Source organism: Bradyrhizobium sp. CCGB12 (genome assembly GCF_024199845.1).
Lineage (GTDB): Bacteria > Pseudomonadota > Alphaproteobacteria > Rhizobiales > Xanthobacteraceae > Bradyrhizobium.
The window spans coordinates 667,219-690,193 of sequence record NZ_JANADO010000001.1; the positions used below are offsets into that span (position 1 = coordinate 667,219).

General features: G+C 59.6%; 22 protein-coding genes. 17 read left to right on the forward strand and 5 right to left on the reverse strand.

The features are described from left to right. The first annotated feature begins 3 nt into the window (after positions 1-3). The 8 genes from NLM27_RS03085 (at position 4) to NLM27_RS03120 (ending at position 8,142) form a co-directional block, all read left to right on the forward strand. A complete protein-coding gene (locus NLM27_RS03085; protein ID WP_254141935.1) occupies positions 4-2,373 on the forward strand; it encodes a xanthine dehydrogenase family protein molybdopterin-binding subunit in 2,370 nt (789 codons plus the stop codon). Then, the gene (locus NLM27_RS03090; protein WP_254141936.1) at positions 2,370-3,233 is read left to right on the forward strand and encodes a xanthine dehydrogenase family protein subunit M; all 864 of its coding nucleotides are present in this window, start codon (positions 2,370-2,372) and stop codon (positions 3,231-3,233) included. Before NLM27_RS03085 ends, NLM27_RS03090 begins: the two co-directional genes overlap by 4 nt. Beyond that, positions 3,233-3,718 carry a (2Fe-2S)-binding protein gene (locus NLM27_RS03095; protein ID WP_254141937.1) on the forward strand — a complete coding sequence of 162 codons (486 nt, stop codon included), beginning with the start codon at positions 3,233-3,235 and terminating at the stop codon, positions 3,716-3,718. Before NLM27_RS03090 ends, NLM27_RS03095 begins: the two co-directional genes overlap by 1 nt. 70 nt (positions 3,719-3,788) lie before the next feature. Beyond that, positions 3,789-4,976 (forward strand): amino acid ABC transporter substrate-binding protein, encoded by a 1,188-nt coding sequence (locus tag NLM27_RS03100; RefSeq protein ID WP_254141938.1) that lies wholly within the window; start codon positions 3,789-3,791, stop codon positions 4,974-4,976. 30 nt (positions 4,977-5,006) lie between these two features. Next, positions 5,007-5,864, forward strand: coding sequence for a branched-chain amino acid ABC transporter permease (locus NLM27_RS03105; RefSeq protein WP_254141939.1), 858 nt, complete (start codon positions 5,007-5,009; stop codon positions 5,862-5,864). Next, positions 5,861-6,856 (forward strand): branched-chain amino acid ABC transporter permease, encoded by a 996-nt coding sequence (locus tag NLM27_RS03110; protein WP_254141940.1) that lies wholly within the window; start codon positions 5,861-5,863, stop codon positions 6,854-6,856. Before NLM27_RS03105 ends, NLM27_RS03110 begins: the two co-directional genes overlap by 4 nt. Beyond that, entirely contained in the window at positions 6,853-7,614 is a 762-nt protein-coding gene (locus NLM27_RS03115; RefSeq protein WP_254141941.1) for an ABC transporter ATP-binding protein, read from the forward strand. The genes NLM27_RS03110 and NLM27_RS03115 overlap by 4 nt, the downstream gene beginning before the upstream one ends. A gap of 72 nt (positions 7,615-7,686) precedes the next feature. Then, on the forward strand, positions 7,687-8,142 hold the full coding sequence (locus NLM27_RS03120) for a CoxG family protein (RefSeq protein WP_254141942.1): 456 nt from the start codon (positions 7,687-7,689) through the stop codon (positions 8,140-8,142). A 341-nt stretch (positions 8,143-8,483) separates the two neighbouring features. On the opposite strand, the gene NLM27_RS03125 is transcribed toward NLM27_RS03120, so the two are convergent. The 3 genes from NLM27_RS03125 to tcuA are packed head-to-tail and all read right to left on the reverse strand — an operon-like array spanning position 8,484 to position 11,958. Further along, a complete protein-coding gene (locus NLM27_RS03125; protein WP_254141943.1) occupies positions 8,484-9,377 on the reverse strand; it encodes a polysaccharide deacetylase family protein in 894 nt (297 codons plus the stop codon). A 48-nt stretch (positions 9,378-9,425) separates the two neighbouring features. Continuing rightward, positions 9,426-10,535, reverse strand: a complete 1,110-nt coding sequence (tcuB, locus tag NLM27_RS03130) for a tricarballylate utilization 4Fe-4S protein TcuB (RefSeq protein ID WP_254141944.1) — start codon at positions 10,533-10,535, stop codon at positions 9,426-9,428. Next, positions 10,522-11,958 (reverse strand): FAD-dependent tricarballylate dehydrogenase TcuA, encoded by a 1,437-nt coding sequence (gene tcuA, locus NLM27_RS03135; RefSeq protein ID WP_254141945.1) that lies wholly within the window; start codon positions 11,956-11,958, stop codon positions 10,522-10,524. The genes tcuB and tcuA overlap by 14 nt, the downstream gene beginning before the upstream one ends. A 343-nt stretch (positions 11,959-12,301) precedes the next feature. Between tcuA and NLM27_RS03140 the strand changes: the two genes are divergently transcribed. From NLM27_RS03140 to NLM27_RS03170, 7 genes are all read left to right on the forward strand, one after another. Beyond that, positions 12,302-13,615, forward strand: a complete 1,314-nt coding sequence (locus NLM27_RS03140) for an amidase (protein ID WP_254141946.1) — start codon at positions 12,302-12,304, stop codon at positions 13,613-13,615. A gap of 32 nt (positions 13,616-13,647) precedes the next feature. Next, positions 13,648-14,262, forward strand: coding sequence for an SRPBCC family protein (locus tag NLM27_RS03145; RefSeq protein WP_254141947.1), 615 nt, complete (start codon positions 13,648-13,650; stop codon positions 14,260-14,262). Beyond that, complete coding sequence (locus tag NLM27_RS03150; protein ID WP_254141948.1) at positions 14,259-15,926, forward strand: class I adenylate-forming enzyme family protein; 1,668 nt, start codon at positions 14,259-14,261, stop codon at positions 15,924-15,926. Before NLM27_RS03145 ends, NLM27_RS03150 begins: the two co-directional genes overlap by 4 nt. A gap of 50 nt (positions 15,927-15,976) precedes the next feature. Further along, on the forward strand, positions 15,977-16,375 hold the full coding sequence (locus tag NLM27_RS03155; protein ID WP_254141949.1) for a PaaI family thioesterase: 399 nt from the start codon (positions 15,977-15,979) through the stop codon (positions 16,373-16,375). A gap of 34 nt (positions 16,376-16,409) precedes the next feature. Next, positions 16,410-17,396 carry an NADPH:quinone oxidoreductase family protein gene (locus tag NLM27_RS03160; RefSeq protein WP_254141950.1) on the forward strand — a complete coding sequence of 329 codons (987 nt, stop codon included), beginning with the start codon at positions 16,410-16,412 and terminating at the stop codon, positions 17,394-17,396. Positions 17,397-17,527: 131 nt separating this feature from the next. Further along, positions 17,528-18,550, forward strand: coding sequence for a helix-turn-helix domain-containing protein (locus NLM27_RS03165; protein ID WP_254141951.1), 1,023 nt, complete (start codon positions 17,528-17,530; stop codon positions 18,548-18,550). Between the two features lie 329 nt (positions 18,551-18,879). Next, a complete protein-coding gene (locus NLM27_RS03170; protein WP_254141952.1) occupies positions 18,880-19,335 on the forward strand; it encodes a CoxG family protein in 456 nt (151 codons plus the stop codon). Positions 19,336-19,512: 177 nt separating this feature from the next. Here the strand turns inward: NLM27_RS03170 and NLM27_RS03175 are convergent, their stop codons facing one another. Both NLM27_RS03175 and NLM27_RS03180 read right to left on the reverse strand, forming a co-directional pair. Continuing rightward, on the reverse strand, positions 19,513-20,319 hold the full coding sequence (locus NLM27_RS03175) for a xanthine dehydrogenase family protein subunit M (RefSeq protein ID WP_254141953.1): 807 nt from the start codon (positions 20,317-20,319) through the stop codon (positions 19,513-19,515). Next, positions 20,312-20,815 carry a (2Fe-2S)-binding protein gene (locus NLM27_RS03180; protein ID WP_254141954.1) on the reverse strand — a complete coding sequence of 168 codons (504 nt, stop codon included), beginning with the start codon at positions 20,813-20,815 and terminating at the stop codon, positions 20,312-20,314. The genes NLM27_RS03175 and NLM27_RS03180 overlap by 8 nt, the downstream gene beginning before the upstream one ends. A 215-nt stretch (positions 20,816-21,030) precedes the next feature. Here NLM27_RS03180 and NLM27_RS03185 point away from each other — a divergent pair, with 215 nt between their 5' ends. Together NLM27_RS03185 and NLM27_RS03190 are read left to right on the forward strand one after the other, a co-directional pair. Next, complete coding sequence (locus NLM27_RS03185; protein WP_254141955.1) at positions 21,031-22,200, forward strand: pyridoxal phosphate-dependent aminotransferase; 1,170 nt, start codon at positions 21,031-21,033, stop codon at positions 22,198-22,200. A gap of 10 nt (positions 22,201-22,210) precedes the next feature. After that, the gene (locus NLM27_RS03190) at positions 22,211-22,975 is read left to right on the forward strand and encodes a class II aldolase/adducin family protein (protein ID WP_254141956.1); all 765 of its coding nucleotides are present in this window, start codon (positions 22,211-22,213) and stop codon (positions 22,973-22,975) included.

The following is a 22,975-nucleotide window of genomic DNA, read 5'->3' on the forward strand; positions in this document are numbered from 1 at the left end:
GCAATGCATCAGCCGTTTTCATCGAATGGTAAGGGAATCGGCCGCTCGATCCTTCGCAATGAGGACGAGCGGCTCTTGTCCGGTCGCAGCTCGTTCATTGCAGACATCAGCCAGCCCGGTATGTGGGAGGTCGCGTTCCTTCGCAGTCCTGTCGCGCATGCGAGGATAGTCGGAGTACAGAAGCCCGCAGGCATGGAGAAACGCGTATTCCTCCTTGCAGACTTGGGCGACATCCTCCCGATCCGCGCAGACTCTCAGGCGAAGGGATTTCGTCGGTCAGACTACCCAGCCATCGCCAACGACAAGGTGCGTTTCGTCGGCGAGCCGATCGCGATTTGCCTTGGGCGGACACGCGCCGATGCCGAGGACCTGGCACAGCAGGTGCTCGTTGAATTCGAAGAGCTGCCAGCGGTCAGCGACCTTTCACAGTGTCGCGATCCCGCCTATCCGCCGATCCATCCAGGGTGGACGGATAACCTCTATCTGGAAGCCCACGTCAACGTTGGGGATGTTGACCGCGCCCGAACCGAGGCCGCGGTCACGCTAACTCGCGAATATAGGATGAACCGGCAGGCCATCGTCTCGTTGGAGGGGCGTGGCGTGATGACTTATATCGACGAGCGGACTGGTGAGCTCGTGGTGTACTCGTCGACCCAGTTCCCGCATGTCATCAGAACCGCGCTGGCGAACTGTCTCAAGATGAAGGAGCGCGAGCTTCGCGTCGTTGCCCCCGAGGTTGGCGGCAGTTTCGGTGTAAAGAATAACCTCAATCCCGAAGAGGTCGCGCTAGCTGCCCTGACGCGGAAGACCAAGAAGCCCCTGCGTTGGGTCGAGGACCGCCGTGAGCACCTGATCGCGTCTCCGCATGCTCGCGAGCATCGCTATCAGGTAACCGTACATGCGGATCGCAATGGCGTCATCCTGGGTCTCGAGGCGTCGATCGACGTGGACGCCGGCGCATACTCTGTGTGGCCATGGACCGCGCCTATGGAGTCGGGAATGGCGATCGGCTTTCTTCCCGGTCCGTACGCGATTACGAACTATCGAGCTACAGCGCGCACCTGTGCAAGCAACAAGTCCCCCCTTGGTCCCTACCGGGGTGTTGGTAGGCCTGGGGCCTGCTTTGCGATTGAACGAACGGTCGATGAGTTGGCAGCCCATCTCGGTCTCGATCCGGTAGAGGTGCGTCTGCGCAACTACGTAAAGCCGGATCAGTTTCCGTGGCGCTCGGCCGGCGGCAAGACCTACGACAACGGCGATTACGCTGCGAGTGCCGTCGCCGCGCGCAACCTTATCAAGCCGGAACGCGTAGCCGCACTGCGCGAGCGCTATTCGGGCACCGATTACAGGATCGGGATCGGTTATGCCACTTATCTCGAACAGACCGCGCACGGTACGGCGGAGTGGGTTCAGCGCGGATTGCCGGTTGTTTTTGGCTACGAGCAGGCCGCTCTCCAAATGACTCCGGATGGCATGCTGATCATCGACGTGCCGATCCAAAATCACGGTCAAGGGCTCGAGACAACACTGGCCCAGGTTGCGAGTGAAGAGTTGGGGATTGACCCTGCTCACGTGGTCGTCCGTCACGGCGACACGAGTTTGGCGCCGTACGGCATGGGAACGTTCGCGTCGCGCTCGATGGTCATGTCCGGCGGGGCGGTCGGATGCGCAAGCGAGCTACTTGCAGAAAAATTGCGCAAGATCGGCGCGCATCTGCTCCAGGTCCCGGTCGAGGATGTGAAGCTCGCAAATGGCTTTGTCATCGCCAAATCACCTGGAGGCGCGCAAGTCTCGCTCGAAGAAGTAGCTGTTGCCGCATTTCTACGGCCGGAACGGCTGCCTGAGGACGTGGACCCTGGCTTGTCTGTGGTTGCCTCATATCGGACCTCAAAGGACACCGGCGCGTGGTCGTACGGCACTCACGCCGCCATCGTTGCCGTCGATATCGGTACGGGGCTGGTCCACATCCTGGACTACGCGATCGCACATGACTGCGGAACTATCGTCAATCCCATGATCGTCGATGGCCAGATGATGGGTGGTCTGGCGCAAGGTATCGGCACCGCGCTCTACGAGGAGATGCCCTACAATTCGGACGGGCAGCCCTTGGCATCCACCTTCATGGATTACCTCGTGCCCGGCGCGTCCGAGGTATTTCCCGCCCGCATCGAGCATCTCAGTCTTCCGTCACCGATCACCAAATACGGCATCAAGGGAATGGGCGAGGGAGGGGCGATCCCCGCTCCTGCATCGCTTTGCAATGCTGTGAACGATGCCTTGCGGTCCCTTGATGCATCGATCAACGAAACGCCGATGACCCCGGAGCGTATCGTTCGCGCGCTGATAGATGCCGAAGCAGGAGCGAAGGCATGAAGCCCGGAGCCCTCAACTACGTCCGTCCAAACTCTGTGCAGGAGGCGATTGCCTCGCTGGAGGAGGGGGGAATGGATGCAAAAATCATCGCCGGGGGCCAGTCCCTCGTTCCCATGCTCAACTTGCGGATGGTTTCCGCCGAGCGCCTGATCGATATCGGCGGGATTCCGGGCTTTCGCGAGTTCTCCGCCGATGACCGAGAGGTCCGGCTGGGGGCATGCATTACCCACGAGCGGATCCAGATCGGCGAGGTAACGGATCCCTCAAATGGGTTGATGCCGAAAGTCGCCTCCGCGATCGCCTATCAGGCTGTCCGCAATCGGGGCACCATCGGCGGAAGCATGGCGCTGGCGGACCCATCTGCCGACTGGTTGACCACCACCGCCGCGCTCGGCGCGACGGTCGAATGGGAAGGACCGGATGGAAAGAACAGCTGTCTATCCGAGGAATTCGTCGTCGCCGCCTATACGACACAACTCGGGATGTCCGACCTTCTCACCGGCATCAGGATTCCAAGGCTTCATCCCGACGCGAAGTGGGGGACATACAAGCTTTGCCGGAAGGTCGGGGAGTTCGCCCATGCCATGGCGATTGCGATCCGCTCTCCGAGCGCCACGCGTGCGTTTCTGGGAGCTACCGAGGGCGCGCCCGTCAGATTGAAGCATACCGAGGACGTTCTCTCGACGCTGAAGGAGTGGCACGCCGCGCACGCATCTGTGCTGTCGCAGTCGATGGATTCCGATATCGCCGAAAGCGGTCGTGAATTCGACGATGTCCACATTTGGCAATTGCGGACGTGCCTCCTGAGGTCCGCCCAGATGAGCTTCGGAGTGAAGCCAGTAGAACCTGAGGGGCTCTGATGCAAACAATCGAACTCACCGTCAACGGCGAGCCGCTGAAGGCGTCTGTGGACCCAAGAACGACACTGGCCGACTTCCTGCGAGAGCAAGCCGATGCCAGGTCTATCCATCTGGGGTGTGAGCACGGCGTTTGCGGTGGATGTACCATTGTCGTCAACGGCAAAATTGCTCGCTCCTGCATCGCTCTTGCGGTGGCAATGGATGGTGCCGACATCCGTACGCTCGAAGGCTTGAGCGACGATCCATCCATCGTTCAACTTCGCGACAGCTTCCACACTTGTCACGGCCTTCAGTGTGGCTACTGCACCCCGGGAATGCTCATCACCGCTCGGGACATCATCAATCGCTACGGTGAAGCGGATGAGGCGTTTTTACGCGAAGCGCTGGCCGGCAACATATGTCGATGCACCGGCTATGCCGGGATCGTAAAGGCTGTGCAGCACGCCGCCGCGGAGCTTACGAAAACAAGAAGCAATCTCAAGTGAGGAGCCGTCCGCAGAGCGCCGAGCGCGATGCGATGTTCAGATCAAACGAAGGGGGATTATCGTGAAGACAATGAAATCGACGATCGTTGTGCTTTCCTTGACCGCGCTGACGGCGGGGCCCGCCCTGGCCGAAGAGACCATTCGCCTGGGCGCCCCATTGGCATTGACAGGGGCCCTTGCGGATGCAGGGAAGAAATCAAAACAAGGCTACGACATTTGCGTTTCCACGGTGAACGCGAAGGGTGGCGTCGACGTCGACGGCAAAAAGCTGAAGCTGGAATTGGTCGGATATGACTATCAGAGCGAGACCAATCGCGCAGTGCAGATCGTTCAGCGCTTGATCAACGTCGACAAGGTGCCGTTCCTGTTCTCCCCATACGGATCGGGTGACACCAAAGCCACTGCCGTGGTGGCCGAACGTTACGGCGTTCCAATGATCGCGGCCTCGGCAGCGACGAAGAGCGTGTTCGATCAGAATTTCCAGAACCTTTTCGGCGTTCTGTTTCCAAACAACATGATCACGGAAGCCGAGGTGGGGTACTACAAGAAGAAGGCGCCAGGGCTTAAGCGCGTCGCAGTGCTTGCACTCAACAGCCTTTTCCCGAAAGCGATTGCGGGCGAGCTGGTCACGACGGCGAAAGCGCAAGACCTCGAGATTGTCTTCAACGAAATCTACTCGCCCGACACGTCGGACTTTTCGAACGTTCTGACGCAAGTGAAGACGCTCAATCCGGACTGGCTTTACGTGACCGGATACACGCAGGATCTGATCTTGATCAGGCGACAGATGGCCGACCTCGGTCTGACTCCCAAGGTCCTTACGATGACCGCAGGCCCCGCCTATCCGGAGTTCCGGGAGAATATCAAGGCGCTGGCCGAAGGTGTGACCACGAACTCGTGGTGGCATCAGAACGCGAACTACACCGACCCATTCCTGTTCGGCTCGTCGCTCAAATACAACGAGGCCTTCCGCGAAAGTTACAAGCGGGATGCAACCTATCTTGAGGCTGCGGCGACCGCCTCCTGCCAGACGTTGGTGATGGCGATCGAGGAGGCGAAGTCGACTTCGGCCGACGCTGTTCGCAAAGTCCTACACGAAAAGACGTTCAATACATTCTACGGCCCCATCCACTACGGGGCGTCGGGTCAGAACGATGTCAATGCCGCGCTTGTGATGCAGATCCAGAACGACAAGCTTCTGGTTCTCGCTCCAGAGAACCTCAAGCAGGGCGATCTCAAGCTCCTTGAGTCGAAGTAGTGAGCGAGGCCAGCGGCTGAGGCGGATATCATGTTGGGTCAATACCTTGTAAATGGATTGCTGATCGGCGGGCTATACGCTTGCCTCGCCGTCGGATTCTCGCTGGTCTGGGGCGTGTTGAACATCGTCAACATGCTGCACGGCTCGATGGTGGTGCTCGGCGCGTACCTCTGCCTCTATGGAGTGCAGGAGCTAGGACTACCTCTTTATCTGGTTGTGCCGGTTGCCTGTGTTCTGTTGTTTCTGTTCGGTTACGCGGTTCAGAGAGGTTTGCTGAACCGCGTCGTTATGCAGCCGATTCTGATCACGCTGACGCTGACTTTTGGTCTCGACCTTATTGTCAATAACCTGATTCTTCACGTCTTTACCGCGACTCCTCGTTCGCTCGTCACGAACTTTGGCATGTTGGATTTCGCCGGAGTCCGCATTCCCGTCGCTCGTGTTGGTGGCATGCTGGTAGCGGTGGTCCTGACGTTGCTGCTCTATTGGCTGTTGCGCCACTCCAAGACCGGTCGGGCCATCATCGCGGTGCGGATGGACCGTCATGCCGCAGCATTGATGGGGATCCGGATCCCACACATCTACGCGCTGACATTCGGAATCGGTGCGCTGATGGCCGGCGCGGCTGGCTGCGCGCTTGCGCTCATCTACCCCATCACTCCGATGATGTCCGGCGTATTCCTCGGCAAAGCATTCGTTATCTGCGTGCTGGGCGGCCTGGGTAGCGTCCCAGGGGCCATCCTTGGCGGCATCATGCTCGGAATTGTCGAGGGACTCGGCACGCTGACTTTCGGGCAGCAATGGGCAACCTCCGTTGGTTTCATGATGATGATGGCTGTGATCGTCCTGTTTCCCACCGGTCTCGCAGGCAAGAAGGGCTACGAATGATTCTGGATCGGGCAACAGTTTTCAAGCTTATCTTTGGGTTGCTGCTTTTTGCGGCTACTGCATCGCTTTCTGCCGTGCTGGACAACTATTATCTCCAGGTTGGTACAACGCTCGCGATGCTGTGCGTGTTGTGCTGGGCATGGAACCTGGTCGGGGGTTATATGGGATACCCGGCGCTCAGCATGATCTCGTTTTTCGGCGTAGGAGCCTACGCTGACGGCATCGCGCAAATGCAAGGATTATCGATATATGCAGCATGGATCGCTGCCGCGCTGATCGGTGCCATTGTTGCACTACTGCTGGGTTTACCGCTGCTTCGTTTGAAAGGTCACTACTTCGCGGTCGGCACAGTCGCCAGCGTTGAGGTCTTGCGCGAAGTTGCCAACAATTGGGACTCGCTGACCGGCGGAGCGATCGGGATGAACATCCCAATTCAGCCGGGAAATCCGGACTTGGTGGGTCGCTTCTTCTTCCTGTCGATGCTCGGTCTCGCGTTGGGCGCTTTCCTCATAACGGTGGTGGTTGATCGCTCACGCTTCGGCTTCGGGCTACGGTGTATCCGTCAAAATGAACAGGCCGCATCGATGGTCGGCATCAACGTCTTTGCTTACAAGGTTGCCGCGTTCGTGCTTTCGGGCGCAATCGGCGCCGCCGCGGGCGGCATCTATGCCTCAATGGTTGCGTTCATCGAGCCCAAGGACGCGTTCAATCTCATTATGACCATTGAGGTTCCGGTCATGGTCATGCTGGGTGGCATGGGGACGATATTCGGGCCACTTATCGGGGGGGTATTCTACGTTGTGCTGAAGGAGTTTGTCTGGGCTTACTTCATTGATTGGCACAGCGGCATCCTCGGCCTGATTATCGTTGCGGTCATCTACTTCCTGCCGGCGGGCGTGTTGGGCCTCTCATGGAAATCCATGTTTAACCGCTGGGCGAGGTCTCATCGAACCAACCTTTCCGCGAAAACTATTGTGAGGCAGGTTTCATGAGCAGCAACTCTCCGATACTAGAGCTCAAGTCGGTCCTGCGTTCCTTCGAGGGTATCCGAGCGGTCGACAATGTCAGCCTGAAGTTCAATTCGGGCGAGATTGTTGGATTGATCGGTCCGAATGGAGCAGGAAAGACCACTTTGGTAAACCTGATCTCCGGCTTTCTCCCCGTCTTCGGCGGAGATGTGATCTTCGAAGGCAAGAGTCTCATCCGACGGAAGCCTCATGCGATTGCGCGGAGCGGAATCGCGCGCACGTTCCAGATTGTTCAGCCGTTCTCACGAATGACCGTGCTCGAGAATGTAATGGCCGGAGCGATTTACGCCGGTCATTGCGGCATTCGGCAGGCCCAGGACAAGGCGCTCGAATCTCTGGAGTTCACGAAGCTTATTCATCTGAAGGATATGCCGGCGTCAGAATTGGCATTGGCCAATCGCAAGCGATTGGAGCTCGCCAAGAGTCTCGCCATGAACCCGCGGGTCTTGATGCTCGACGAAGTCAACGCAGGCCTGAATTCATCGGAGATCGATGATGCAATTGGCATGATAAGAGCGATCGCCGCACGAGGGATCACAATCATCGTCATCGAACACTTGATGCGGGTGGTCACTGCTCTGGCCCAGCGCGCCGTTGTCATGCACCATGGCGCGGTCGTCAGCGAAGGACCGACGGATCAGGTCTTCCGAGACCCTCGCGTTATCGAGGCTTACCTCGGTAACAAGTTCGCGGAACGATTTGCGGCCGCGACGCCGAACTGACCGACATTGAGTTAAGGGCAGTCGGCACCTTAGGTGCCAGATGGGCTGCGTCCGTTAAGGAAAGCTACGACAATGGCGATGACGATGAAGGGTGAGGTCGCGCTCCCGGCCGACCGTGAAACCGTTTGGGCTAAATTGAACGATCCCGAGATCCTCAAGGCGTCCGTGCCTGGTTGCCAAGAGCTCGAGCAGGTGGGAGACAATGCCTTTCGCGCAACCGTCAAGTTGAAGGTCGGCCCTGTCGGAGCAGTCTTCAAGGGGGCGGTCGAGCTGAAGGATATGGATCCGCCGAACGGCTATCGGATCGTCGGGCAGGGCGAAGGCGGCATCGCCGGCTTCGCTAAGGGCAGCGCGCGTGTAGAACTCACTGACGCCGTCGAGCCTGCAGGGGGCTGTCTGTTGCGTTACGAGGTTGAAGCCGACGTTGGAGGAAAGATCGCTCAGCTTGGTAGCCGGCTCATAAATGGGGTCGCAAGCAAGACGGCCGAACAGTTCTTTGCCAATTTTGCCGCGGCGATCAAGAACTGATCTCTGCCCGCCGGGTTCGACAGCCTTTTGAGTCTCGAAGAGCGGCGATCGTTGCTGTCCGATCGACGATGGTTGCTGTAACGACCGACGGAATGGCGGAATGCGGGACGAAACGAGGGTCGGAGCCTGACGACGGCTCCGTTCCCTGCGTTTGAGACAAGGATGGCCGATACCTGGGATAGTATAGGCCAGACATTCCGAACGAAGAGCCGCACGTTGACGATATCTTCTTGCCGCCCTTCGAAGGCGACAGATGCAATCACACTGACGTAAGAGCAGACCGGTAGCGCAGAGTGACCAGCGCTGCCAGTAAGGGCTCAGCTAGGCGAAGGGACGTGGGCTTAGGGTACCGTTCCCGGCGGTAGAGCTTCAGAATGGCGAGCGATAGCGCCTGGAGTCGTGACCCAGACCTCGGAGAAGCGCGGGTGATCTACAATGTGGTCAAGTGCCTCGCGGATTTGCCGTAGCCGGAATGGTTGACCGGCTACGAACGTATGTAGCGAAATCCCGAACACGAGTGACTGCTGCTTAGAAAGCTCCAGCATCTCCTCGAACTGATCCACGATCATCTGGCGGAAATCGGTTGCCGGCTGATGGCGGCTCAGCATGATCGGGCTGTCATTGATCTCGATCGGGTATGGAACCGACAAAATGGGTCCGGCGCGCGTGCGCATCCAGAACGGCTGATCGTCTGCTGGCCAATCCATGATGAATGTGTAACCAGCTTCCTTCAGGAGGTCTGGCGTAATGAGCGTTTCGGCGATCCACGGGCCCATCCAACCGAATGGACGCTGGCCGCAATGCCGCGCGAGCGTTTCGGTGGCCTGGCGGATCATGACCGATTCCGTGACCTCATCCATCCCGGACTGCCGTTCCGAGTTCGAGTAGCCATGCCCGATGACTTCATCGCTACGCATCCGGATGCGCTCGGGAATGCTGGGCATGGCATCGCACACTGACGCATTGAGAAGATGGCACATCGGGAGCCCGAAGTGATCCATCATGTCGAAGATGCGCCAGATGCCCACGCGCAATCCGTAATCGCGCCAGCCGAAATTGCGCGTATCCGGGGGTGGTCCCAGCGCTGTTGGCGTATGACCCAGGCCCTCACCGAAGCTGAAGTTCTCGACGTTCAACGCAATGTAGAAGGCGAGCCGCTTTCCTTGAGGCCACTTGAATTGCGGTCGTTGATGGATCGGCGAGTAATCGTAGCGATTGTGATGCTTCAATATCATCAAATCTCCCCCACCATGCGGGTTGAAAGGGTGCTTTCCGAGTCAGCGCTATTCGGCGATCATCTCCGCACGTCGCTCCTTGGCGTACCGGACCAGCGCTAGGAAGCGGTAGATACCGTGCACGAACTTGCCGTAGGGCATGGTGATGAACAACGCGAACACCGCGCCGAGATGCAGCGCGAGCAGCGGCCCCATCGCGGCCGTCTCCCGCAGGATCAAAAGCGCCATACCGGTGGCACCGGTTAGGAACAGCATGGCGATGAAGCCCACATCCATGCCGTAGCGCTCCTGGTCGAGTAGCTCGGGGGCGCGGCGCATCTTGGCAACGAAAAGCCCGATCGGCCCGACAATCAGACCGATACCGCCGAGTGCGCCGAGCACGACCGGCAGATCCCACAGGGGATACGGCGCCTCGCGGCCCAGCAGGTAATGGTAGAGGGTGGCGACCGAGGTCGCGGCAAAGCACAGCAGGAAGCCGTAGAAGGTCAGGTGATGATAGAGCTTGCGCCGGTCGGTCGGCCGGTCGTCCTCATTGAAGCAGCCGACGCCCCCGCCATGGAGATAGCGCAACTCGCCGGCGTCGCGGATCGCCTGAAGAAGTGAGCCGCCATCGGCACGGCCGCCGATGGGGTCGCCGATGTCGCGCCAGAACGCGCGCACGCTCATGACAAGCGCGAGGATGGCATAGAGCAGCGCCGCGCCGAACAGCGCGGCCATCGTGTTGTGCGGCATCAGTCTGTAGAACGCACCCGGCCCGGTATGCACGCCGAACAACACGGTGCGATCGTTCAGGGCGACGAAGCCGAGAATGAAGGCCGCCATGCTGAGCGCCGCGACGATGCTGATGACGAGGCCGTTGCGCGCAAAGGCGCCGGAGAGCGGCCGTGGCCAGGCATAGGCCGCATAGGACTCGGCGCGCGCGATCGCCAGCGTCTTCGGGACATTGACGTTGAACTCGTGCGGCGGCGAGAACTGGCAGTCGACATAGCACGCGCCGCAGGAATGGCAGAGATTGGCGAGATAGTTGAGGTCGCCGTCGGAGAAGGCGCGGCGCATCTCCATGGCGGGAAACACCGCGCACAGGCCCTCGCAGTAGCGGCAGGAATTGCAGACCGTCATCAGGCGGTCGGCTTCGTCGAGAATCTTAGTTCCGTGCATGTTTCGCCGCTTCCCGTCCTGCGATACGCCCGAACACGCTGCCGATGGTCATGCCGATGCCGGCCGCGTAACCCTTGCCCAAGACATTGCCTGCCATGATCTCGCCGGCCGCGAACATGTTGGCCGACGGCTTGCCGTCCTTCATCAGCATGCGCGCCTCCTTGTTCACGCGCGTGCCGAGATAGGTGAAGGTGATGCCCGGCCGCACCGGATAGGCGAGATAGGGCGCCGTCTCGATCCGGCGCGCCCAATGTGTCTTCGGTGGCGTGATGCCTTCGGTGCGGCAGTCGTCCAGAATGGTGTGGTCGAACTTGCCCGGCCGCACCGCGGCGTTGAAGTCGGTGATGGTGTTTTCGAGCGCGGCCGGATCGAGCCCGAGCTTGCCGGCCAGTTCGGCGACCGTCTGCCCCGCGATCGGCGGGAACAACGTCGGCATGAAAGAGGTGACCACGGTCGAATCGAAGATGATATAGGCGATCTGGTCGGGCTGCGCCGCGACCAGCCGCCCCCAGATCGCATAGCGCTTCGGCCAGATGTCCTCGCCCTCGTCGTAGAAGCGCTCTGCGTGCTTGTTGACGACGATGCCGAACACGACCGAATCGTGGCGCGTGATGATACCGCCGTCGAATTTCGGTGCGCGGGCATCGATCGCGACCGCATGGCACTGGGTGGGGTCGCCGATCTCCTGCACGCCCTTGCCGAGCAGCATCTTCAGGATCGAGCCGCGATTATAGGGCGTGCCGCGGATCAGGAAATTGTCGGCAGCATCGCCCCAGTGCTCCTTCAGCCATTCGATGTTGGCCTCGAAGCCGCCGGCAGCAGCGACCAGAGAGGTTGCGCTGATTTCGGTCTCGCCGTTGATTGGCCGCTTGACGTGGGCGGCCAGGAACATGCCGTCCTCGATCACGAGGTCGGTGACTTCGGCGTCATATTCGACATCGACGCCGAGGCGTTCGGCAGTGAGATACAGTGCGTTCAGCATCGCGCGGCCGCCGCCGAGGAAGAAGGAGTTGGTGCGGCCGAGGCTCAGCGTGCCGCCGAGCGAGGGTTGCCAACGCACGCCCTGCTCCACGATCCAGTTCAGGATGTCCTTGGACTCGCGGATCATGTGGCGCGCGAGCACTTCGTCGGTCTGCCCGCCCGTGACGCGCAACAGATCCTCCCAGAACTCGTCCTCAGTATAGGGGCCGGTCAGGATTTTGGTGGCAGCGTCATGGGCGCAGCGCATGTTGCGGGTGTGGCGCGTGTTGCCACCACGATAGAACTTTGGCGCGCCTTCGAGCACCAGGACGGAGGCACCGCCGCGCCGTGCGGCGATCGCGGCGCAGAGCGCCGCGTTGCCACCGCCGATCACCAGCACGTCGTACCGCTTGGATGTAACGGGCGTTATCGCTCCATTGAGAATTGAAACCACGGAGTTCATTGCCGTTCGCTCTGGATTCAATAGGCGGCTCGTTCATCGAGCGCACATCGCTCAATAGACCTGCGCCAAAAGCCATGTAAAGCCAAAAATACAAAAAATGGGACGGTTACAATATCGCATCCATAAATAGGTATAATAGAACCTTTATCGGCATTGAAATTGGATCTCTTCGTCCATTACTGCAGGAAATATGAATGAATCCCGGACTCAATGGGAGTGGCATTGCAAGACCAAAAAGTAAACTTCTCACCGATTTGACTGACGAAACCCAAAATATGGCTTGCATTGTCCCAAAAATGCTACAACAACTCATTTTAGAACGACGGGCAGTCAAGCAAACCAAATGACACTGGATCGCGTGAACACATCAGAGGCCGTTCCGGCAGCTCTGGCCGGTCTATCGGCAACGCAAGCATCCGCGCGGGTAGCCGCGGGAGAGCTGTCAGCGGTGAGTCTGGTTCGATCGTGCCTCGAGCGGATAGCCGAGCGCGATCAGGTCGTGCGAGCGTGGTCGTACTTGGATCCAGAGCAGGTCCTGTCGCAGGCGCGTGCCCGTGACGCTGCTCCGCTGGCGGGGCCACTCCACGGCGTTCCCATAGCGGTGAAGGACGTGATCGATGTTGCGGGCATGCCCACCGAAATGGGCTCGCCGATCTATCGCGGATACCGCCCGATCGCTGATGCGGCGTGTGTAGCTACGCTCCGAAGCGCCGGCGCGGTCGTTCTCGGCAAGACAGTGACCGCCGAATTCGCCGGCGTGGCGCCTGGTGCGACAACCCATCCGCAGGCTTCCGATCATACGCCGGGCGGCTCCTCAAGCGGCTCCGCCGCAGCGGTCGCTGATGGAATGGTGCCGCTAGCGTTTGGCACGCAGACCGGCGGGTCAATTCTTCGACCGGCCGCGTTTTGTGGCATCGTGGGATTTAAGCCGACCTTCGGGGCCGTCAGTCGTGCGGGCTTGAAGCTGGCGGCCGAGACGCTCGACACCATCGGGCTGATGGCCCGGAATGTCGATGATGTCGCTTTCTGCTGGGATGTGCTGGTTGGCCGTGTGGGTGCTGTTACCCAGGCGAGCCCAACGCCGCGTCTCTTGCTTTTTCGGGGGCACCAGTGGCATCTCGCCTCTTCCGACACGGTTAACCTGATCGAGGCGACAGTTCGCGATTTGCGGGTGCGCGGGGCGTGGGTCGATGAGCTGCCGGTCCCGGCCGCGTTTGCCGAGTTGACCGAGGCCCGCGCTGCGATCAACGCGTATGAACGAGCCCGCGCAATGGCGTGGGAGTACGAGCATCACCGTGATCAGATCAGTCCGGCGATGTCGCGCACGCTTGCCAAGGGTTGGTCGACTTCCTACGAAACCTACACCGACGCACTTCGTCTTGCGGAGCGCTGGCGTCGTTGGGTCGCGAATGCGACTGAGGGATATGACGGGATCGTTACCCCGGCAGTCGTTGGCGAAGCGCCTAAAGGGTTGGATTCAACAGGCGACGCCTCCTTTCAGGAAATTTGGACGCTTTTGCATCTGCCGGCATTGACACTGCCGTTAGGGCGCGGCCGATTGGGGCTGCCCGTCGGTGTCCAGTTCGTCGGTCGACATATGGAGGACGGGGCGCTGCTGGCTCTCGCCAAATGGGTAATGTCCGCGAGTTCTCGATGATCAATTCGAAGCAATCGGCATAGGAACAGAACATGCGATTTTCAAACAGTTTCGAGGTGTCTTTGCCGCCCGCCGAAGCGTGGAAAACGCTGATGGACATTCCGGCGATCGCTCCATGCTTGCCTGGCGCCGAACTCACCGAGGTCGTCGACGCAGAGACCTACAAAGGCAAGGTCTCTGTACGAATGGGACCTGTCGTTCTCGCCTTTGCTGGAACCGCAAAGTTCGAAGAGCGGGATGACGTCGCGCACAAAGCGAGGGTCAAAGCGCAGGGCGCTGATGCCAAGGGGCGAGGCGGAGCGAGTGCTGTCGCCGATTTTCGCCTGGAGCCATCAGGGGCGGGCTCGAAGGTCTTGATCGACACCGATCTGAATCTGACCGGGTCCGTTGCTCAGTACGGGCGCGGCGCCGGCGTCATCCAAACTATCGCGGCGCAGCTCATTACACAGTTCTCAAAGGCGCTGGAAAAGAAGATTGCGAAGGCGCCACCCTCCGCTTCGCAAGCTTCGACCCCCGCGGCTCCGGCAATCAGCGAACCTGAAGTCGAAGCTGCCGCCAAACCCATCGGCGGCTTCTCGCTCGTCGTGAGGGCGTTATGGGCGAGCATAACCAGCCTGTTCGGCGGTAAGAACGAAAGCAAGGCATGACCAATATCATACTTACACTTCTGTCCCAGCGCAGGCTCGATGAGCATTATCAAGCGGGGCATTGGCGCAACGATACGATCTACTCCCTGGTCCGGGGGCATGCCTCGGTCAACCCTGAGCGGGTTGCGGTACGCGATCGCTCGGGCGTCATCACCTACAAGCAGCTGATCGCGCGTTCCGACGCTTTGGCAAGCCGTCTATCGCAGGCGGGTCTGCGCCAAGGGGACAGAGTCGCGGTGTGGCTTTCGAGCCGTATCGAGACGGCAATTGCTCTCGTGGCCTGCTCGCGCTCGGGATTTGTATGCTGTCCGTCGCTTCACCGCGATCATACGGTGGGAGACATCATCGAACTGATGAACAGAATGCGGGCCGCTGCCTTCATTGGCGAGATCGGGTATGGGGCAGATGCTGCGCGGAAGGACATCTTTGCAAGTGAAGCCGAAGTTCCGTCGCTGAAGGTGATCTTTGCGCTCGGCGCAGCCGGCAGCGCCGCAGGGGGGACCTTGCCGGAGGCGGCCGAAGCGGATTACGACGAGGCAATCAACCTCGATCCGAACATCGCGGTGTATCTGGCATTCACATCCGGAACGACCGGGCGCCCGAAAGGTGTGATGCACAGTGACAATACTTTGCTGGCCAATGCGCGAGCGATGATTGCGGATTGGCGGTTCGATACTCAATCCGTTGTCTATACGATGAGCCCTCTCAGCCACAATCTGGGCCTTGGATCGTTGATCATGGCGCTCGCTGCCGGCGCGGAGTTGGTGGTGCATGATCTTGCGCGCGGCGCAAGCACTCTCGATCGGATCATCGAAGTCGGGGCGACGTTTATTGTCGGCGTTCCGACCCACGCCATGGACCTTCTGAACGAAATGAAGGCGAGGAAAATGTCTTCGCCGGGCTCTGTCAGAGGTTTCCGGATATCCGGTGCCTCTGCCCCACGTGAAGTTATCGCGGAGCTCCTGCTGACCGGTGTTGTGCCACAGAGCGGCTATGGCATGACGGAAGCCGGATCTCATCACTATACCCGGATCGATGATGGTGCAGACCGCGTGGTTCAGACATCTGGCCGGGCGTGTGATGGATACGAAGTCAAGATCTTCTCCAAGGACGACGTCAACCAAGAGCTACCGGTCGGGATAACGGGGCAGATCGGAGGACGGGGGGCCAGCTTGATGCTGGGCTACTTCGACGATCAAGGCGCAAATGATGATGCCTTCAATTCCGACGGCTGGTTCATGACCGGTGATATCGGCCGTTTGGACCAGGACGGCTACCTCCAGATAACCGGGCGCAAGAAAGATCTGATCATTCGCGGGGGCCACAACATCTATCCGGCTCGGATCGAGAACCTTGCCATGCAGCACCCCGCAATCGCGCGTGCTGCGGCTCTACCGGTGCCAGACCTGCGGCTCGGCGAGAAAGTGTGCCTCGCCGTGATGCTTCGTCCCGGACATTCGGTGGCTCCCGACGATGTGTTGGAACACCTCGACCGTAGCGGTCTGTCGCGTTACGACATGCCGGAGTACTACCTGTCGCTCGATGATATTCCGCTGACCGCAAGCGGCAAGATTCTCAAGCGCGATATTGCCGTGCAAATCGCTGATGGGAAGGTAACACCGCAGGCGATCCGCTTTGTACCAAGCCAGACGAGAGCGGGATGACAAACAAAGTGCCATCCGTGGAAGGAGGCGGCCTTGACGCGGGAACTGCGATGGCGCGCCTCACTCATGAAATGGCGAACCCGCCGTTCCACGATGTGCTGCGCCCGCAGCCAGTCCGCGTGGACGACGATGGTTCAGTGGTGGTCCGCTTGCCCTACCGTAAGGAATTCCGTGGGCGTCGGGACGGCAACTTCGTCCATGGGGGGGTGATCGCCTGTCTCGTCGACATGACCGCGCATGCCGCGATCTCGGTTCGCGTGGGGCGAATGGTCCCGACTATCGACCTTCGCGTCGATTATCTAAGGCCGGCGCGCGAGGGCGATCTCATCGCGACGGGCCGCATTCTCTCGGTTGGCCGTTCCCTTGGCCGAGCCGATGTCGAAGTTCGCGGAGAGGACGGAAATGTCGTTGCCGTAGGACGAGGTGCGTTTAGCACGCGCGAAGGCTGACAAGGCTGCGCTGACCCGCTTGAAAGGAATTGTAATGCGTGCGGTTACCGTTCGTGAGTTTGGAACACCGGAGAGCCTCTCGATAGAAGAAGTGGCGAGCCCGGAGCCTGGCCCCGATGAGATCCTCATCGATGTGCGCGCGGTGGGCGTCAACTTCGTCGATCTCCTCGTGATCGGCGGCACCTACCAGTTCCTGCCGCCGCGACCGTTCACGCCAGGCAAGTTGCCGGCGGGCATCGTTGCAAAAGTTGGCGCCAACGTGTCAAGGTTTTCGGTCGGTGACAGGGTGCTTACGACCGCCGAGCAGGGCGGTTATGCGGAGCGCGCGACCGCGTTGGCTGACCACTCCTATCGCATTCCGGACGCCATGTCGTTTACGGACGCTGCAGCCATGGCATTGGCATTCGACACCGCCTGGTTTGCCTTGCGTGAACGTGGTCGCTTGCGCAAAGGCGAGAGCGTCCTGGTTCTCGGCGCGACCGGCAGCGTCGGGCTGGCCGCCGTCCAGCTCGCGAAGGCATTTGGCGCCCATGTACTTGCTGGCGTCTCCTCGATGGCCAAGGCCGACGTTGCTAAGGCCGCGGGTGCGGACGAGGTGATCGATCTCTCGGTGGAGAATCTGAGGGATGGGCTGCGCACACAAGTTCACGCGGTGACCGGTGGGAAGGGAGCGGACGTCGTGATCGATTCGCTCGGCGACCGCTTTTTCGCAGCCGCTTTTCGGGCCTTGGCTTGGTCGGGTCGCCTGGTGGTCGTCGGCTTCGCCGCCGGCGAGATTCCCACGGTCAAGGTAAACTACCTATTGGTAAAGAACATCGAGGTTAGCGGCCTCCAGGTCAGCGACTACCGCAAGCGGACGCCAGCCCTTATGCGCGAGTGTTTCGAGGAGATTTTCGCACTCTACGAAAAGGGTCTCGTAAAGCCTCCTGATACGTCGGTCCGGCCCCTGCAAGAGTTCGCCGGGGCGCTGGCTGAAATCCGCGACCGGAAGGCCAAGAGCCGTATTGTACTCAGCAACTGAGCCGGTCTTCGGGGCGGCGAATTTACATAGGAGGTCTCAAGCGACTATATTTTCTTGGTAGAAATGCCGATTCCCGGGCTGTAAAGCAGCACAGGAGTAGGGTTTCCGTCTAGGCAGCAATAGGGGCTAACGTGGCCATCCGCTATCAAGAGATCGCAAACAGGCTTCGTGCTTTCCGCATGGGATCCGGCCTGAGCGCGGACGAGATCGCGCGCCGCGTTGGCATATCTCGCACGGCACTCTACAGATTCGAAAAAGGCGAACTAGCCAAAATCGAGACGCTTGAGAAGCTATCGGAACTTCTACAGGTTTCGATGCCGACGCTACTGGGCGTGGGCATCGAATACATGCCCTCGGCCGTGAGCTATTTTGAGCGCATGCGCCAGTTCGAGGAGACCGCGGAGCACATTATGGTGCTCTCCGGGCCGATATCGTTCCTTCTCTCATCGGAGAACTTTCTCGGCATGCTGGACACCGTGCTGAAGGAAAGTCTTCCGCAGGATTTGCCTGACCGCCAGAAGCACGTGACGCAAGTCAACCAGATCATGGAGATCCTCGCACAGCGCAAAGAAATCTACCGGCGGCGGAAGCCAGGAATACTCAATCTGATCTCTGCTCGAGAGATCCGGCGCTTTGTGCAAAGTGGGTTTGTCGGTAATCCATCGATCGTCGGTGCCGAACTCGAAGAAAGGCGCGCGATGGCGCGCGCCGAGGTCGAGCATTTCGCGAAAGTGATCGAGGAAGACGCGATCGGAGTCCAGATAGGAGTCGTGACGGAATCACTTCCGCACACACATTTCCAGATATTCCGAATGGCGGACACCAAGATGCTGACGGTCAGTCCGTTCCGCCTCGGCGAACAGCCGAACATCCGGCTTGGAGTGGCCATGATCACCTCAGCGCCCGAGGCAACGGCGCTGCACGAGAAAGTCGCCGGTGAGATGTGGCGGGGCGCGATCAAGGGCGCGACGGCGGCCGCTCATCTACGTGGTCTGCTGGAAGCGCCTTCGAGAAACAGCGATACAGTCGCCCCATCGCGCGAACACGATGCGCCGGCGTCAATGCAAGACCAGGGACGTATCGAGGAGAAGTCGGACGCTGCTGAGAGCAAACCCGCCGGAGCTCCGTCCAGCCGTCGTCGTGCAGGCAAGTAGCTTGACGATCCCGCCTATGTGCTTGCGGGCGTATTGGAAGAAGTCATCATCATCATTGAAGCTTCTCGTTTGCGAGCTTCGGGGTGGGTGCCCTAACCAGATCAAGGCAACGAGATGCTGGTGGATCCGCGGCGCTTGCGCTGCATGGAGCCGCTGCGTTTCTTAGATCGCACTCCGAGGGCTGATGCTCTGGCGTTAGTCCTTTGGTGTCTGGATCGGGGACGCGCCTGCGGTCGCTAGCTAGCGTCTCCCAGCCGGGTGAAAGACTGCCTTGATCAACAGACCGGAATGGGCATCGGCCCCGGTCCTTCGGAAGGATATCGATTGTTATGGCAATGACGATGAAGGGTGAAGTCGTGCTTGCGGCCGACCGTGAAACAGTCTGGGCGAAGTTGAACGATCCGGAAATACTCAAGGTTTCCGTCCCTGGTTGCCAGGAGCTCGAGCAGGTCGGTGACAATGCCTTTCGTGCTACCGTGAAGATCAAGGTCGGACCGGTGGGAGCGACCTTCAAAGGAGCGGTCGAACTAAAGGACATGGATCCGCCAAATGGCTATCGGATCGTCGGCCAGGGCGAGGGCGGTATCGCCGGATTTGCCAAGGGCGGCGCCCGTGTCGAGCTCAGTGACACTGTCGAGCCGGCCGGAGGGTGCCTGTTGCGCTACGAAGTCGAGGCTGACGTTGGAGGAAAAATCGCCCAACTCGGCAATCGCCTTATCAATGGTGTTGCCAGTAAAACGGCAGAACAGTTCTTCGCGAACTTTGCTGCAGCGATAACGACCTGAACTTCTGGATACATTGGGTGATTACGCCCACTAGGAGTAGTCACCCACCCAATGATCAGTGGATTGGGGGATATTTCGAGAGCGTAACGAGCGAGCCCCGGATGCCGGAGATGAGAGCGCCGAAGGCGCGCTCGAGCAAAGTGATCCAATATCGGCGCGTGCGAGGCGCCTCCTCATCTAGCCCAAGCATGAAAGACATTGCTCGACTGCTCGGCGCACCATCACGTTAGCCAGATGGACGCGGTATTCGGCATCTGCGTGAATGTCAGAATTCACGTCGGTCTCTGGTAAGTACAGGCCGTCGAGCGCATCCGGGGCAAATCGTTCCTGGAGAGCGTCTTCCGCTTCATGCCATCGAAAGGCGCAGGCCTTTGTGCCTGTGATCCCGACGCGAACCTCGTCCCGATATTTCGCCACGAAAGCGCCAACGAGCGCAAAGCGCGATGCGGGTTGCTTGAACTTCTGGTAGTCAGCCGCAAGCGGTATTTCGAAGCGGATCGAGGTAATCAGCTCGGTGGGATCAAGGGCCGTTTCGAACAGCCCCTTGAAGAATTCATCAGCCGGGATGGACCTCTTGGACGTTGTGACGACCGCGCGCAGGGCAAGGAGCGACGACGGATAACAGGCGGCAGGATCTGAGTTGGCGACCGAGCCGCCGATCGTCCCTCGATTTCTGACCTGGCGATCGCCGATGTTGCTCGCAAGCTTCACGATGGCTGGGATCGCGCCCGCGATCTGTTTGGAGCGTACCACATCAGCATGGCGGGTCATCGCGCCGATCGTAACAGTGTTCGCAGTGACCTCAATTCCCTTCAAAGCATCGAGCGCACTCAAGTCGATTAGCGCGCTGGGCTGTGCCAGACGCAGCTTCATGCTTGGGAGCAAGCTCATGCCACCAGAAACGACCTTTGCGTCGTCGTCATTGGCCAAGAGAGAGCTGGCCTCCTCAATATCGTGAGGCCGAATGTAGTTGAAGTTATACATCAGTGTTCGTCCAAGCGTCGGGCGTTGCCTTCTTCTCTGCCGCGGCGGCGAGGATGGCCCGGACAATATTATGATAGCCGGTGCACCGGCAGATATTACCTTCAATAAGGTGCCGCACGCTCTCTTCGTCGAGATCGTCGTACCGATCGACCAGCTCGACCGAGCTCATGACAAATCCAGGCGTGCAATAACCGCATTGCAGGCCATGGTGCTCGACGAATGCGCGTTGCACAGGATGGAGGGTGCCGTCGGCGGCCTCGAGACCTTCAATCGTCGTGACGGACTTCCCCGCCGCTTGGATCGCCAAGATCGTGCACGACTTAATCGCCTCGCCATTCACCAGGACGGTACAGCAACCGCATTGCGAAGTGTCGCAGCCGACGTGGGTGCCGGTGAGGCCGAGAGTTTCGCGCAATGCTTCGACCAGAAGCGTTCGCGGGTCGATCTCGAGAGAAACCTCTTTTCCATTGACCCGAAGTTTGCACGTTTCCTTCATGATCCTCTCGCTCGATCCACTGCCCGAGCATGGAGGTGGGCCGTCCCATAGGCAAATTGGCAAAACTCATGCCGACGATGAGGGATTCTCGTTTCCGAAATGTTCCTCCTCCGGCCTAATCCTTGGGCTCAAATGGGAGGTGCCGCAGCGTGACGACTTCCGAGGCGACTGAACTGAGGCCTAGGCGTCAGGCCCGACTGCAACTCGCAATTCCGATGGCCAAACCTTCGGCATTTCAGCGCATCACGAGTGCGACGGAGGCCCTGCGCCGAGCGGGCGTAGACGTCATCTCCCTTGCCATGGGGGAGAGTGGATTTTCGACCCCGGAGTGGATCAGCGAAGCAGCTTGCCGAGCGGTTTCAACGGGGCAAATGCGATACACCGAAATGACTGGCACACTCGCGCTGAAGGAAGCCGTGCGTCAGAAGTATGAGAGGGAGAACGACCTCCGGTACGAGATTGACGAGATCATAATCAGCACCGGCGCCACCCAAGCGTTGTCCAATGCCATGCGAGCCACGCTCCATCCAGGAGACGAGGTGATCCTGCTGGTTCCGTATTACTCGCCGTACGCGGATATGATCGTTGCGCAGGGAGGTGTCCCGGTCTGTGTGCTGGCCGCTGACGACACAGGTGCCATTCCCCTCGGCGCGCTTGAGGCGGCAATCTCGTCTCGCACGCGGTGGATCATTCTCAATTCACCATGCAATCCCTCTGGCGTGGTTTTGTCGACCGCTGACCTTGCAGCTCTTGCGGTTCTCCTGCGGCGTCATCCTGACATTCTGATCATTTCCGACGATATATATGAGAAGACGGTATTCGAGGGAGCGGCCAAGAATATTGTGAATGTCGCGCCCGATCTCAAGGACCGCACGGTTGTCGTGAATGGCGTGAGCAAGACGTACGCGATGACGGGTTGGCGAATTGGTTACGCGCTGGGCCCCCGCGATCTCATGGCCGCCATGGGATACGTGCAGACGATATCGAGCTGGACGCCGAGCGCGGTGGGCCAGGTCGCAGCCGAAGCGGCGCTAACGGGGCCTCAAGAGTTCCTAGAGAGCTGGCGGCAGGCCTACAGCAGGAGGCGTGACATCCTGGTCGGCTTTCTGAACCAAATCGAAGGATTGAGCTGCCGCTACCCCTCCGGAGCCTTCTACGCGTTTCCGTCCATCGAGAAGCTGATCGGTCGGAGGACGCCGGGCGGCACGCTCATCGAGGATGATGTTGCGCTTGCGACATACCTTCTCAACTCTGCGGCCGTTTCAACCGTTCCCGGATCAATTTTTGGAGCCAGACATCATCTCCGAATGTCTTTCGTTGTGTCGGAAGGCCAGCTGACCGCGGCCTGTCAACGTATCGCATCCGCCATCGCCCGTTTATCTTGAGGAACCGAATATGAACGAACAGCTCCGTGGGACGGTTACGTCCGCTTGGTCGGATTCTGAATGGAAACTGAGGTGCGAGCTCGCGGCGTGCTACAGGATATTCAACGCGCTCGGTTGGACGGAGCTGATTTTTAACCACATCACTTTCGAGTTGCCTGGCGAGGAGCGTCACTTCCTGATCAATCCGTTTGGCCTGACCTATGACGAAGTAACGGCCTCCAACCTGGTCAAAATTGACCTCGATGGTCGAGCGGTCGATGGCTCAGGGCACGATGTGAATCCGGCGGGATTCCTGATCCACAGCGTCATCCATCGCGCCCGTCCGGATGCTCGCTGTATCGCGCACACCCATACCACTGCCGGATGCGCGGTAGCCGCGCTGTCCTTGGGACTGGAATGCACCAACTTTTATGCTGCACAACTATACAACGAGGTCGCCTATCACGACTACGAGGGTATTACGGTCGATCAGGACGAGGGGCCGCGATTGCTTGCGTCCCTCGGCGACAAGAGCGCCATGATCTTGCGAAATCATGGGCTCCTGGCGTGTGGCCCGTCGATTCCTGAAGCGTTCTACCTTCTTTGGCGGCTGGAGAGAGCCTGCCAAATTCAGGTGGCCACTCATTCGTATGGTTCGCCGACCATCGAAATACCTGCTGTAGTGGCCGAGCGATCGACACGCCAGCTCAAGTCATTCGATCCACGCGGCGACGGCGCACGCCGCATATTCGAGGCGCTGCGACGCAAGATCGATCCCCGGCTTTACGAGATCTAG